This window comes from Streptomyces sp. A012304, assembly GCF_026008495.1.
Lineage (GTDB): Bacteria > Actinomycetota > Actinomycetes > Streptomycetales > Streptomycetaceae > Streptomyces.
In genome coordinates this window covers 35,349-48,244 of record NZ_BQUN01000139.1, presented here as the reverse complement: position 1 = coordinate 48,244, position 12,896 = coordinate 35,349, and the positions used below count along the sequence as shown (strand labels likewise).

At 69.3% G+C, this 12,896-nt stretch carries 16 protein-coding genes and 3 pseudogenes; 9 read left to right on the top strand and 10 right to left on the bottom strand.

The features are described 5' to 3' along the window. From ALMP_RS34665 to ALMP_RS34640, 5 genes are all read right to left on the bottom strand, one after another. The coding region (locus ALMP_RS34665; protein ID WP_264935723.1) for a helix-turn-helix domain-containing protein at positions 1–395 on the bottom strand (395 nt) is incomplete at its 3' end. Between the two features lie 72 nt (positions 396–467). After that, positions 468–665: a hypothetical protein gene (locus tag ALMP_RS34660; RefSeq protein ID WP_264935722.1), complete on the bottom strand. Its 198-nt coding sequence runs from the start codon at positions 663–665 to the stop codon at positions 468–470. A 61-nt stretch (positions 666–726) separates the two neighbouring features. Continuing rightward, entirely contained in the window at positions 727–972 is a 246-nt protein-coding gene (locus ALMP_RS34655; RefSeq protein ID WP_264935721.1) for a hypothetical protein, read from the bottom strand. Continuing rightward, a complete protein-coding gene (locus ALMP_RS34650; protein ID WP_375803573.1) occupies positions 948–1,223 on the bottom strand; it encodes a transposase family protein in 276 nt (91 codons plus the stop codon). The genes ALMP_RS34655 and ALMP_RS34650 overlap by 25 nt, the downstream gene beginning before the upstream one ends. Before the next feature lie 352 nt (positions 1,224–1,575). Further along, positions 1,576–1,953 carry a hypothetical protein gene (locus ALMP_RS34640; RefSeq protein ID WP_264935719.1) on the bottom strand — a complete coding sequence of 126 codons (378 nt, stop codon included), beginning with the start codon at positions 1,951–1,953 and terminating at the stop codon, positions 1,576–1,578. A gap of 160 nt (positions 1,954–2,113) precedes the next feature. On the opposite strand from ALMP_RS34640, the gene ALMP_RS34635 reads away from it, so the two are divergent. Together ALMP_RS34635 and ALMP_RS44545 are read left to right on the top strand one after the other, a co-directional pair. Then, entirely contained in the window at positions 2,114–3,073 is a 960-nt protein-coding gene (locus tag ALMP_RS34635; protein WP_264935718.1) for a phosphotransferase family protein, read from the top strand. 206 nt (positions 3,074–3,279) lie between these two features. After that, entirely contained in the window at positions 3,280–3,684 is a 405-nt protein-coding gene (locus ALMP_RS44545; RefSeq protein ID WP_375803572.1) for a transposase, read from the top strand. 91 nt (positions 3,685–3,775) lie between these two features. Here the strand turns inward: ALMP_RS44545 and ALMP_RS34630 are convergent, their stop codons facing one another. Both ALMP_RS34630 and ALMP_RS34625 read right to left on the bottom strand, forming a co-directional pair. Next, entirely contained in the window at positions 3,776–4,156 is a 381-nt protein-coding gene (locus ALMP_RS34630; RefSeq protein ID WP_264935717.1) for a hypothetical protein, read from the bottom strand. A 64-nt stretch (positions 4,157–4,220) separates the two neighbouring features. After that, positions 4,221–4,871: a hypothetical protein gene (locus ALMP_RS34625; RefSeq protein WP_264935716.1), complete on the bottom strand. Its 651-nt coding sequence runs from the start codon at positions 4,869–4,871 to the stop codon at positions 4,221–4,223. A gap of 29 nt (positions 4,872–4,900) precedes the next feature. Between ALMP_RS34625 and ALMP_RS34620 the strand changes: the two are divergent. The 3 genes and pseudogenes from ALMP_RS34620 to ALMP_RS34610 all read left to right on the top strand — a co-directional run. Then, positions 4,901–6,421, top strand: a pseudogene (locus ALMP_RS34620) (phage/plasmid primase, P4 family). After that, positions 6,418–6,819, top strand: coding sequence for a DUF6009 family protein (locus tag ALMP_RS34615; protein WP_264935715.1), 402 nt, complete (start codon positions 6,418–6,420; stop codon positions 6,817–6,819). Before ALMP_RS34620 ends, ALMP_RS34615 begins: the two are co-directional and overlap by 4 nt. Before the next feature lie 201 nt (positions 6,820–7,020). Continuing rightward, positions 7,021–7,142 (top strand): annotated as a pseudogene (locus ALMP_RS34610) (AAA family ATPase); the annotation flags it as partial. Positions 7,143–7,241: 99 nt separating this feature from the next. Here the strand turns inward: ALMP_RS34610 and ALMP_RS34605 are convergent. Continuing rightward, positions 7,242–7,493 carry a hypothetical protein gene (locus tag ALMP_RS34605; RefSeq protein ID WP_264935714.1) on the bottom strand — a complete coding sequence of 84 codons (252 nt, stop codon included), beginning with the start codon at positions 7,491–7,493 and terminating at the stop codon, positions 7,242–7,244. Between the two features lie 213 nt (positions 7,494–7,706). On the opposite strand from ALMP_RS34605, the gene ALMP_RS34600 reads away from it, so the two are divergent. Then, a complete protein-coding gene (locus tag ALMP_RS34600) occupies positions 7,707–8,369 on the top strand; it encodes a hypothetical protein (protein WP_264935713.1) in 663 nt (220 codons plus the stop codon). On the opposite strand, the gene ALMP_RS34595 is transcribed toward ALMP_RS34600, so the two are convergent. Beyond that, positions 8,327–8,845, bottom strand: a complete 519-nt coding sequence (locus tag ALMP_RS34595; RefSeq protein ID WP_264935712.1) for an ATP-binding protein — start codon at positions 8,843–8,845, stop codon at positions 8,327–8,329. The two genes, ALMP_RS34600 and ALMP_RS34595, sit on opposite strands and share 43 nt — an antisense overlap. Before the next feature lie 98 nt (positions 8,846–8,943). Here ALMP_RS34595 and ALMP_RS34590 point away from each other — a divergent pair, with 98 nt between their 5' ends. Continuing rightward, positions 8,944–9,849: an FkbM family methyltransferase gene (locus ALMP_RS34590; RefSeq protein WP_264935711.1), complete on the top strand. Its 906-nt coding sequence runs from the start codon at positions 8,944–8,946 to the stop codon at positions 9,847–9,849. 785 nt (positions 9,850–10,634) lie between these two features. Beyond that, a complete protein-coding gene (locus ALMP_RS34585; RefSeq protein WP_264935710.1) occupies positions 10,635–11,654 on the top strand; it encodes an exo-alpha-sialidase in 1,020 nt (339 codons plus the stop codon). A gap of 515 nt (positions 11,655–12,169) precedes the next feature. On the opposite strand, the gene ALMP_RS34580 is transcribed toward ALMP_RS34585, so the two are convergent. Then, a complete protein-coding gene (locus tag ALMP_RS34580) occupies positions 12,170–12,376 on the bottom strand; it encodes a cold-shock protein (protein ID WP_264935709.1) in 207 nt (68 codons plus the stop codon). A gap of 90 nt (positions 12,377–12,466) precedes the next feature. Between ALMP_RS34580 and tpg the strand changes: the two are divergent. Then, positions 12,467–12,793, top strand: a pseudogene (tpg, locus tag ALMP_RS34575) (telomere-protecting terminal protein Tpg); the annotation flags it as partial. Between the last annotated feature and the right edge of the window lie 103 nt (positions 12,794–12,896).

Below are 12,896 nucleotides of genomic sequence, written 5' to 3'. Positions count from 1 at the left end.
GACCAGCCGTTGCGGACCAGCAGCTTGCGCACGCCCTGGATCGTGTAGGTCAGGTGGAAGCGCCGGCCGATCACCGTCTTGGTCCGCGCCAGCGTCCACCGCTGGTCATCCCAGCCGTGCGCGGCCGGCCCCTTGGCCAGCTCCGTTTCCAGCTGCGCGAACTGCTCCTCGCTCAGCCTCGGCAGCGACGCCGGCCCCTGCGACCGCAGAGCACGCGGACCGCCCTCGTCCCACGTTCGCCGCCATCGCTGCACCGACCGGACGCTGACGCGCAGGTCCTTGGCGATCACCGAGCTCGCCTCGCCCCTTGCGAACCGCTCGGCCGCCTGGAGCCGTAACTCCTCGCGGGACGCCTGACGTTCGGCGGTCAGCCCGCCACCCTGTGGATACCTCACGCCCCGGTGATACCGCAGGGACCGCGGCCCGTCAGCCCCTACGACACCACGAGTTCAACCTCAGTAGCTACCTCATCTCCAACGCATCTGGGTGGCCCAGCTGTTGTATTCGGCATCGATCATCTTCTTCGCCTTCTGCAGACGCTGAGGGTCGCCATCGAGGAAGCGCTCCTGGAGCAGCGGATGGAGGTCCCCATGCCGGTCCAGCTCCTGCTTCAGCCAGGCCTGGGGGGTGGTGAGGTAATGATCGAGGGTCCCTGTCCTGCGCACATAGGGCCATTCGAAACCTCGGATTCAGATGTGCTGGCCGGGCGGTTCGGCTGGCGGGTGATCAGCAGGCGGCGTCGCGGACAGGGACGAGTTCGGTGCTCGTCTGTCGGCGGGTGGCCCGCTGGGCGGATCGGTCGGAGACCAGACCGGCGATCGCCAGGTGGGTCGCGGCGTAGGTTTCGCGCCGTCCGGTGAACCGTCGCAGGGTCGCCCACTGGCGGAGCTCGGCGTTGGTGTGCTCGACGCAGATCCGGGCGAGGACTGCCGCCGCGGCGTCTCGCGTCAGGCGTACTTGTCGCCGTCGCACGCCTCGTCCTTGGGCTTCTTCGGCGGGGCGCTGACCTGGCCGGGAAACTCCTTGGCCAGCCCCAGGTAGCCGGAGTCGACCTTGGCTCTCACAGTCGGCCGGGTACGGAACTGTTCGGCGATGCCCTCGGTGCGCACGGCGGTCTGGTCGTGCATTCGGCCCGGCCGGACCACGCCGGACAGCAGCATGCGGCCCTGGCCGTCGCTGAACGTAGTGGTCTTGATGGTGTTCTGCTTGCGCGTGCCGGAGATGAACGCCCGGCGCCCGGGCCGTCCGGCCTGCGGGCGGCGGACCTGGTCTCGGCCCCGTCGAGCCGCAGCTCGACGCCCTCGGTCTCGGCATAGGCGAAGAGATCCTCCAGGGTCCTCAGCCGCAGGCCCGGCCGGTCGGGCACGGCGAAACCACGTGCTGCCAGCAGCGGGCGGACCTGGCGAATCGCCTCGGAGACGGTGGAGCGGTCCACTGCGAACAGCTCGGCGAGCACCTCGTGCGGCAGCTGGTGGCGCAGATGGACCAGGGTGACGAGCAGCCGGTCGAAGAAGACCAGCTTCGGCTTGCGCCCGGCACCTTCTGCCCGCTTGCGCTCTCCGCCGCGCGCGGCCCTCAGCGCGGACTGCCGGGCCGCTTCCCACAGGCAGGCGAGCTCGGGTCAGTGAACTTCTCCGCGAGCTCGCGATGCCTGTCTGCGGCTTGCTTCGCGCGGGCGGGGCTGACGGTCGATCCCGGCATGCTGCCCAAGCGTTCGACCCCCTCCGCGAAGCGCAGGTGCTCGCGCCGGGCGTGCTCCCGGCAGGCGAGGCAGGTGACTTTGTCCGGGCGCGGTGAGGTCATCGCATACGGCACCCGCAGTCCGCATCCGGTAGCGACGAGGCTCGGCAGGTCACCCGCCAGACCGAACGTGGATGCCAGCACGTTGCGGACGGCGGCATCGCCGTGGACCACCTTCGACTCGACATGGATGTGCGGATCGTTCCCGCCCAAGCGTCCTCCCTTGCCCCGGCGACCGGACTGAAATGAGTTTCCCATGTCACGGCCCGGCCAGGACGATCACTAATTCCCCCGAGACCGTTACGGCTCGGAGTCGCTTCCAGGGCTAAATCGTTCGTCCCTGCCGCCGTCCGGGTGATGAGGTGGCATGGTGATGAGCCACGACGAAACTGCAGCTGTCCGACCGTTGACGCTGGCTTGGGTGGGTCGGCACCTGGAGACCGGCGAATGGATCGTCGGAGCCGAGGCGCTGCACGGCGGTATCACCGCCGAGGTACGGAGGCTGATCATCGGCACGCGGGACGGAGGCACCCGTGACCTGGTGCTGCGAAGCTACGTCGACCCGTTCTATTTGGAGAACGCCGAGGGCGGGCTGATCGGGGAGGCCGGTGCTCTGACCTTGCTCGCCGGGACCGACGTGCCAGCTCCTTCACTGGTCGCGGTTGATCCGACCGCCGCGCAGTGCGAGTATCCGTCGCTCCTGATGACTCATCTGGCGGGCCGTACGGTCCTCGGCGATGGGGGAGTGGAGGCGCGCGTTCGCCTGCTGGCCCGTCAACTCGTGGCGATCCACGCAGTGCGCCCCGCTGAGCGGCCCCGGGTATACACGACGTTGACGACCGCCGACACCGTCGTGGTTCCCAGGGACGCGGACGCGGCCGTGTGGGCCGCGGCGATCGACGTGATCCGCAAGCCCGCGCCGCCCTACGAAGGGCGCTTTCTGCACCGGGACTTCCAGCCCGGAAACGTGCTGTTCGACGTGTCGTCTTCGTACCCGGACGGCGCCCGGATCACCGGCGTCATCGACTGGGCGGCGGCCTCCTGGGGTCCGGCTGATCTCGATGTGGCGCATTGCTCCGTCAATCTTGCGCTGCTGCACGGCCCGGCCTGGGGTCTGCGGTTCACCGAGGCGTACGAGGAGGCCGGTGGTGTGCTGGCTGCGAGCGTGAGCGAGCGGCTGTACTGGCGGGTGCGGGACGCGCTGGCCGCCTCGGAAGAAGTGCAGTCGGTGTCACAGCCGTGGCGGGAGGCCGGGAGGACAGAGCTGACGACGCGAGCTGTGGAGGAGCGGCTGGATGCCTATGTCGCCGCCCTGATGAACGCGCCGGGCTGACACGCGAGACGCAGCGGCAGCTGCCCGAGATTGATCGAGACCTACGGCGGGATGCCTCCCAACCGAGACTGCTTCGGCTTCAGCTTGTCCTTGTCTTCGAGCCCGGTCGGATGGTCACTCATTGGAGTGATTACTGGGTATGAGGGTGGCCTTTCTCGTGATCCTGGACTCTGCGACTGAGTACGGGCGATCAGGAAGGCCGTGGGATGAGTTTGCTGCCGCAGGTCGGTGGACGGGATGCATGCGCCGACCTGTCACGCTTCCGGACGGCCTTCTACCGGCGCGTGTCCGCACGGGCCGACGCCTTCTTCGAGCTGACCGACGCGCTGTTATGCGCGAACGGACCGACCAGGACACCCGTCGAACTGTCGCTGTCGGCCGAGCATCAGCGCGGCTACGGCTCGCTGTACGGCGCCTTGAACCATGGCCGCCTCGACATCGACGCCCTGTGTGACCTGCTGATATCGCTGCCGCTCCCGAGGTTCGACGGGCGGGGCCTGGCTCGAGGTCGTCCGGTTCAACGACGCCGGAGCCCTCGGTGTCACGCCGATCCGCGGGGCCTGGCCCTGGCGGGTTGGGTGCCTGGGGTCAGGGGGCGGGTGTGTAGGTGACGAGGGTGTTGGGGCAGCCGTCGGCGAGGGTGTTGAGTGCCTGGAGTTCGGTTTCGTCGACGGTGAGCGCCCAGGAGAGCTTGATGGGCACTCAGCAGGTGAGGTAGCGGCAGTGTGCGGCTTCGATCGGCAGCCATTCGGCGACGTCCTGGTCGGGCTTCTGCCGGTTGGAGCGCTGGCTGACGGCCTCAACACCTTCTGACGGCAGGAGTTCCGGTCGTAGACCTTGTCCCTGCGGTGCGGGTGGCCCAGCGCGAAGCGGCGCCCGCACACCGGGCAGCGCACAAATCTGCTCGGGCTCCTCGCCCAACAGGAACGCCAGCCCGATCGCGAAGGCTTCCCACTGGTGGCGGAGCCACCGGCGACGCGCCGCCTGGCACGCGCGGCCGCAGAACCGCTTGTCGCTGCGGGAGCCCTGCGGCAGCGGCTTCGAGCACAGGACGTACGCGCAGCGGCGTACTCGCCCGGCCATGGCTTCACCGTACGCCCCGGCCCGGTCACGCGTTGGCCGCGCGGCCGGGCCGGGGCGGGGCGGTTCAGACGGCGAAGGCGCTGTAGGTGCCGAGGGTGAGACCGGAGAAGGTGATGAGCTGGCGGGGCTTGAGGCAGGTGAAGGCTGCGTGCATCGCGATGCCGGCGACGACGGCGTAGGGCGTCGTCTGCTCGATGAGCAGGGCGGGCGGCAGCGCGATCTCCGCCGCGATGACGCAAGCCGAGACGAGGCGCCAGAGGCGGATGTCCCGGTCGGTGAGGTTGCCCGCGTGGCGGCGGAAGAAGCCAGGGACGGCGAACTGTCGCCGGTAGGGCAGCCGGTGTCTGACCTGGGTATAGGTGTGGACCCACTCGACCGCACTGGCCACCTGCCCGCACCCAGCATCCCCGCTCCCCGGCCCGTACCGCCGCGTGCCCAGCAGGCCGTTCTCGCCGCTGGCGGCGGCCGCCAAGCGGCCCAACACACCCTCGCCACGGTCCTTGCGCCGGTCGAAGCGTGTGGCCAGGTCGCCGAAGGCGCTGGCTTCTCCGACACCCTCAACCGCGTCGCCTACACCCTCGGAGGCCTCATCGCGGCTGGCCGCCTCCCCGAGGAAGCTGAGCAAGCTCTCAAGGACACCGCGGCCGCAGCCCGCCCCGGCCAGGAACTGCGCATCCAACAGATCATCCGCAGCGGACTCGCCGCCGGCATGCAACGCCCCCTCCACGCCAGCGGAAGGCGCCCATGACGTCGCCCCGCAACGAGACACTCTTCGAGTTCGACGCCGAAGCCGTCGCCGCCCAGATCCGCCATCAGGCCGCCGCCGTACCACTGCCCGCTCAGGCCGCCGCCGAGCGGCCTCTGGGTGAAGCAACCGCCAACGGTCTGCTACCGGACACCCTGACCGACCGCGGCAACGCCAAGCTCTTCGTCAAGCTCTACGCCTCCGACTACCGGCACGTCTCCAGGATCGGCTGGTTCCGGTGGGACACCACCCGCTGGCAGATGGACGAGGACGACACCGTCCTGTGGGCCGCCGGCGACCTCGCCGAGAACATCGCAACCCACGACCCTCGTGGCCGCTTCACCAACACCGCCCTGGACAAGCACCGCCGCCGCGCCCTGTCGACCACCGGCATCAACGCCATGCTTGCCCAGGCCAAATCAGCGCCAGGCATGTCGCTCAACCCCGACCGCCTGGATGCCGACCCCTACGCCCTGTGTACCCCGCGTGGGGTGGTGGACCTGCGCACCGGGCTGCTGTCGGCACCCGACCCGAGCAAGGACTTCCACTCCCGCTCCACCACCGTCGGCCCGCGCAGATGCCAACCCCCCGCTGGCTGCGTTTCTTGACCGATACCTTCGGCGACGACGCCGAGGGCCAGGAAATGATCGACTACTTGCACCTTCTGCTGGGGTACTCGATCACCGGCGACGTCGGCGCCCAGGTCCTTCCCTTCCTCTACGGCAAGGGAAAGAACGGCAAGAGCGTCCTGCTGGACGTCACCATGAAGCTGCTCGGCGACTACGCGGACGCAGCCCCGCCCGGCTTCCTGATGGCCAAGCCGTTCGAAGGCCACCCCACGGACCTCGCCGAACTCCACGGCCGCCGCATCTACGTCTGCTCGGAGATCAAGCCCGGCGACAAGTTCGACGAGGCCCGGGTCAAACTGCTGACCCGGCGGCGACCGCATCAAAGCCCGCCGCATGCGGCAGGACCCCTTCAGCTTCGAACCCACCCACAAACTCTGGCTGCTGGGCAACACCCGCCCCGAAGTCGGAACCGGCGGCTTCGCGTTCTGGCGGCGCATGCGCCTGCTGCCCTTCGAGCGCATCGTCCCCGACGACCGCAAGATCGACAATCTGGCCGACATCCTCGTCACCGAGGAGGGCCCCGGCATCCTCTCCTGGCTCATCGACGGCGCCCGCCGCTACCTCTCGGGCGACCGTGACCTCACCGGTCCCGAACGCGTTCGCATCGCGACCACCGCCTACGCCGAGACCGAGGACCACACCGGCCGCTTCTACGAGGAATGCTGCCGCCTCGGTCCCGACCTGCGGGCCGAGCAGACGGCGCTCTACGCCGCCTACAAGGCCTGGTGCCACAATGAAGGCGCACTGGTCATGTCCTCGCGCGCATTCGCCTCCCGCACGCGGGAACTCGTCGGACTGGCCTCGCCCAAGGAGATGATCCTGTCCAATCAGCGCAAGCACTACCCGGGCATCGGACTGCTTACCGACGACGAGAGGGACACCAGCGTATGAGCTCCCTGATCAGCGCGGACGAGATCAGCCACGAGACCGAGCTCGTGTGGTTGGAGGACATCGACGAACTGGACTACGTCCGCCAGAGCCTGGACCGGCTGCCCACCCGCAAGGGCAAGCCCGCCTACCACCGCGACGGCCGCATGGTCGGCTTCGCGATCCTCGGTCCCAACGCCAAGGCCTCGCACGCGTCGGGCACCTTCCGCCGCCGCGTCTTCTGGCTCCTGCCCCACGACCGCGACAGCGACCCCGCCGGCCTGTACGCCAACAGCGCCCCGGCCGAAGCCGTCGACCCCCGCACCCTCGACCCCCGCATCAAGGGCTCCAAGACCGAACGCTCCGAAGGCGGCCGGCCCTCCCTCGCCATGCAGGAACTCGGTATACAACTCCCGCTGTAAGCCACCATCCACCCTCGGCCCCCGCGGTTGCGCCCTGTCCGATGGTGTTTCCTGGGCTCATCGCAGAGAGTCTTGGGCGGAGGAGGGACATGCGTCTCCTTCACGAGGGTCGGGCGGCCGGATCAGCCGGAGGCCGGGACGTGCCGCACGGCGGGCGTCGAGCGCCGTGGTCGCGGTGACGGTGTCGAGGTCGTTCACCGCCCCCGCCTCTGCGCGGCCATCGTCGACCGGCTCACGTTCGCACCATCATCGAGACCGGCACCGACTCCTACCGCCTCGCCAGCACCCGAGCCCGAGCGGAGGAGCCCGCCAAGGCCGGCTGACATCTGCCGCTGCCTGACTCGCCGGCCTGCCGCCCTGACGGGCGGCGGGGCCGGCCCGCATTCTCGGGCAGTGCTGTCATGCCGCGAGATTCGATCGGCTCAGTCTTCAAGGCTGCCGTCATCGAGCGGACGCAGGCGGCGCCGGGCCTCTTCCAGCCGCACGTCATAGTCGGGGAAGAACAGCGCGGGCAGCATCTTGTCCAGCTGGCCCGCGATCCGATGGATCGGTGCCCATGCCGCCGGATCGTCGACCGTGTTGCTGAGATCGGTCATCTGCAACCGTTCCAACCAGTCCGACAGGATCGTCGCTTCGTCGCGGGTGAGCTTGATCGTGATCTCTGGCTCTTCCACCCCGGCCCCACCCCTTCGAACAGGCGATTCAGCATCCGGCGACACAACCTACCGATCACCAGCTCCGCGAGAACGACCAGCTTTCACCGGAGGCCGGACACGCGCCGTCATCTCTCGTCGACATTCCCGAGCCGGTTAATCGCCAACTGCCTCCGCAACCCATCGACAAACGCTGTTCCTGGAGATCAACGAAGCCACCAGTACAACGCGGGCATGACCGCGTGGGAGCTCGCCGACCTACTCGGTGTCCACGAACACGACATCTCCCTGGACCACCAGCCCAACCAGCCGCTGCACGTCGTCCTCGAACTCGCCCGCCGCTTCGACCTCCACCCCGCAGACCTCACTCCGTACGCCGCCGAGGTCTACAACCACCCCCGCTACTTCGACGCCAGTTCCCGACCGAGCCCGCCCCCGGCACCGACACGGACGCCGTCGCTCTCCTCAACGCCCTCGCCCACGCCGGCCGCCCGCTCACCGCCGACTTCCTCGCCGATCTCCAGCGTGCCCGTGGCGTCCGGCAACCACCGTGCTAAGGGCCACCGTCCCGCGAACCGGCCGCCCGTCGTGGTCCACCACTTCACGTGGCGCGACGGCGTCGACGAGGACGTCGAGCGCCGCGCACAGCACTCGGCGGACGGCACGTGGCAGACCGCATCCCCGGCCCGTCTGGCGGAGGCCCGGCGGCTGCTGGAGCACCTTCAGCTGCACGGCGGCCGGATCGCCGTCGACTCCCCGCGGCTGAGCTTCCGGCCCGTCTCGCTGCGGACCGTCCCCGACTGGTGGGTGGCGGAGGCCACCAGTCTGGTTGCCACCTGGCGGCCCCCGGTGGGTCAGAACGAGCCGGGCTCGATGATCTCCTCACCCTCGTCATGAGGGGGCTCGAACCGGGCGTAGAAGTCATCCAGAGCCTCCGGGGAGACGGTCAGCGCGTTCGCGTCCTCGTGCTCGTTGCGCTCGGACAGACGCCTCAGCAGTTCCTCGCGGGGCACCGGGAAGTACAGCAGCCGGGGCGTGCCGCCCGCCTCGACGACGAGCTTCTTCCACTCCTCGCGGTCGGAGCGCAGCCACAGCCCGTGGTCCAGCACGGCGTCCCGCCCGGCGGCGATCAAAGCGACCAGGTCCTCGCGGACCTCGGCGACCACCGGCGCCTCCAGGGCGAAGTAGTCCCGCTCGGGGTAGTCGACGCCGTAGCGGCCGTGCCGGTCGTGGACCCGTTCGTCCATGGACAGCCGCACCGTGCCGGCGGGCTCCAGCCGCTTCTTCGCGTACGTGGTCTTGCCCGACCCGGTCAGCCCGACCAGCAGATACACCACCGGACCCGGCTTCTGACCGGACACCGCCGCCTTCACCAACGCTCCTCTCGCCGCGGGAACCGCTCTCCGGTCCAGCCTGCCACCCTCCGCCGTCCCCCGCGGCCAGATCGTCGCGCCCTCACCCGGAGCCTGCCGTGACTCCTCTGCTCGCGCTTCACGCCCTGCGCGGGTACGTCCGCCATCTGCCCGGCTGCCTCGGCACCGGTCCACTGGCCGCCCGGCTGAGCGACCATCTCAAGCACCACCCCGTCCACGCGACCGCCCGCATGCGCGACGGCATGGTCTTCCCCGTGGTAACCAGCGACGTCATCCAGCGCTACCTGTGGCTGCACGGCGTGTGGGAACCGCACCTGACGGCCTGGATGCGCTCCCGGCTCGCCCCGGACGACCTCGTGGTGGACGTGGGCGCGCACACCGGCTACTACACGCTGCTGGCCTCCCGCCTCGTAGGGCCCGCGGGCCGTGTCGTGGCCATCGAGCCGTCCCCGTCCTTCCACCAGGCCCTGACCGCGAACCTCGCGGCCAACGGGTGCGGCAACGTCCGCACGATCAACGCCGCCGTTTCCGACCAGCCCGGGCGGCTCACCTTCTACCTGGAGCGGGCCACCAACCTCGGCGGCACCACCGCCGTCCGCCCGCGTACCGTGGAGGCCTCCTTCGAGGCCGACGCCGCGCCGCTGCCGACCCTGCTCACGGCGGGGGAGCTCGCCGCCGCCCCACTGATCAAGATCGACGTAGAGGGAGGCGAGGCTGCGGCCGTGCGCGGGCTCGCCCCGGTCCTGAGCAGCCTGCGGGACGACGCCGAGCTGGTCATCGAGGTCGCCCCCAAGACCCTGGCCAAGCAGGGGCACACCGTCGATGACGTCCTCGGGCCCCTCACCGCCCACGGGTTCCACGTCTACTCGATGGCCAACGACTACGCCGCGGGCAGCTACCCGGCCGCCCTACGGCGGCCCCTTCCGCCGATGCGGTGGCGCGGGCCCGTCACGGAGATGAGCGATCTGGTCTTCTCCCGCCGGGACGCCGAGACCTTGCCGTAGCGGCCTTCACCGTGTTGTTCGCGAGACTGACCGCCCGCCCGCCGGGACCTACAGCGCTGAGGACGGCGGGCTGCCAGCGCAGCAGGACGCCTCGGGTGAGCAGGGCGGCCTGGATGGCGCGCAGGCGGATGAGAGCGAGTCGTGGGCTGGCGACGGTGCCGAGGCGTTCGTCGCGCAGGTAGGCGTTGCGCTTGCGCTGGAACTCGCTCGGCGTGCGGCCCGGGGTGAGCTCGTGGCGGTGGCGGCGTACGAACTCGTCCGTGCGCTGGGCTTCGGCGCGGTAGACGAGGTTCAGCTGGTCGAAGGTGTCTCCGGCGAGGCGTCGGCGGCAGACGTCGAGGAAGAGGGGAAATCGGCGGTGGGCAGGGCCGGCCAGTCGGCGCCGGGGTCGGCGTGCTGGTCATGCCCTACCGGACGGACTTGAAGATGTGGGACCACAAACCCCGGTGTCGTCAACGTGGTGCACGAGGTATTCGCCTGGATGGGTGTGGGAGTGAAGTGCGGGCAGCGGTCGTTTCGGTCAATCGGCCGGGGGCCGGTCTTCGCGTGCCGCAGGTGAACGGCTGCTGGCGGACCGGCTCGCGAGCTAGAGGGAGTGGCCACACGCCGTGGCTGCCCTGCTGGTATGCCAGGCAAACGTGCCGCTCGGGAGTGACGAGAATTCAGCGATGGTTGCTTTCCGTAGTCAGTCGATTGCGCTTCGCTTGGCTTTGTCGTCAGTGCCGTCCGGCCCAGGCCGAGAAGAAATCGGCATCTCTGCCGACGGCGTGAGCAAGGGAGTTCGTGTGGCTACATCAACGACCGTCGGCACCGTGTGGGGCAAGGCCGTCGACCTTCAGGGGACGCTGTCGAGCGAGCCCGTGCCGGTACTGAACGCCGACAACCGCCTGGAGGTGTTCGCACGCGGGGCCGACGGCGGACTGTGGAGTCGCTGGCAGACCCGCGCGTACGACTGGGGGGACTGGACCAAGCACGCGGGTGTCACGATCGCGGGCATCCCGGCACCGATCCTCGGCCGGGACGGCAAGATCCGGGTGTTCTACCGCACGCCGGACGGCAAGCTGGAGGTCATCGACCAGAAGACGCTCAACACCGGCTTCGCCGCGCCCCGGCAGCTGGCCACCAACGCCGCCGGTGACCCGGTCACCGTCCACGGTGCCGACGGACGGCTGCACGCGTTCTACCGCGGCACCGACGACGCTGTCTGGTACACCCGCAACCAGGGTGTCCTGTACGAGCAGTACTTCGCCCCCGTCTCGATCAACGGCGGTATCAAGGAGCAGCCAGCGGTCGCGCTCGACGGTTCAGGCCGTATCGTCGTCGCGGTCCGGGGCAGCGACGACGGGCTGTGGACGGCACAGCAGAAGACGGAGAACTCCGCCGACTTCAGCTCGTTCCAGGAGCAGACCACCGGCGTGACCGACTGGCCGACGACCGCAGTCGACGCGGCGGGCCGTGTGCAGATCTTCTACCGCGGCTCCGACGGTGCGGCCTGGCGTGTCGGGCAGAGCCTCGACTACCAGTCCTTCGACACGTCCGTCACCCTTAACGGCGGCATCAAGCACCGCCCCACCGCGGCTCGGGGACAGGACGGCCGGCTCAACGTGTTCGTCGTCGGCAACAACAACGCCCTGTGGGTCGCCGGCCAGACCGCAGAGAACGCCGACACCTACAGCGCCTTCCAGTCCCTCGGGGGAGCTGTTTCCGTGCCCACCGCGCTGGCCGATCACCGCGGCCTGCTGCACGCGTTCCATCGGGGAGCCGACGCCAACAAGCTGTGGTACACGCCACAGGCATTCGCCTGACGATGAGACCCCCCTGACCCCCAGTTGCTCGTCCACAGGCGCACGGCGGATCGGGGGCGGCACCGGTTTGTGGGCGGGGGCGCCCCACGGGAAGGGGCGCCCCTCGCTGCCACGGGCCGGGTACTCGCGTGTCCGCGGTGAGGCCGACCGGCCGCCGACTGCTGCTCCAGACCGGGGGCTACACCGGTGGTGCGACTATGCGTCGGACGCCTCCCTGCCCGGCACCCCTCCTGACACGGCCTGACCAGTTCTCTGGTCGCTGCCCGCGCGGTCCGACGCGGTCATCTTGAACAGGGCGGTGTGACTGCAGGGCGGGCGAAGTCGTGCGTAGGGCATGAACAAGATCAAGTGCTTCGGCGCCGCAGCAAGCAGATCGGCGAGCAGCTCGTTTTCCCTGCACAGGACGCTGTCGTGCTGTGACATCGAGCCTTGATCGGGCTGGTCAGAGACGCCTCGTGCCCCGTGCCCCCGCCGGGTGTCCGGTAGGGGCACCACGGGCAGACGCTGGGCGCCCGTCAGTCCTTGGGCACCACGTTGTCGGCCTGCGGTCCCTTTTGTCCTTGGGTGAGCGTGTACTCCACTTTCTGGCCCTCGACCAGTGACTTGAAGCCGTTCCCTTGAATAGAGCGGAAGTGGACGAATACGTCCGGGCCGCCTTCGTCCTGCTGGATGAAACCGAACCCCTTCTCATCGTTGAACCACTTCACAGTGCCTGTTGCCATCCAGAATCCTTCTCGACGTGCCACACAGGGCCGCCCTGCGCAGCCGTCTCGATGATCCCCACCCGCCCCGCGCCCCACACATACCGGAGCGACGCCGTACGACGGCGGTGGCAGCCGCTGGTGCGCAAGCGCCGGCAGAAGCAGGCGGTCACCGGCACCGGGATCACCGTGGAGACCCGGGCCCGGTTCGGCTACACCGCGCCGGTCGGCACGACCGACGACGGACGGTTCGGGCGACTCACCGTGCACCTTCCCCCGGAGTACGCGCAGCGCCTCTTCGACGCCCGCGACGCGGGGGCAACCGACCAGCAGATGCGCGGAATGATCGCCGAAGGGTTTAAGGAGGTGTATTTCCAGGACGGCGGCGGTCGCGCTATGGGACTGTCGGACGTGGAAATCAACGACATCGACTACCTTCCTGTCGCCCTTCGCCCAGCTAAACCTGCACAGCGCCGTGTTCGAGTAGAGGTCCACCTGATCGTCCTCGGAGGCGTGCGAGCCGTAGCCCGGCACCATCCAG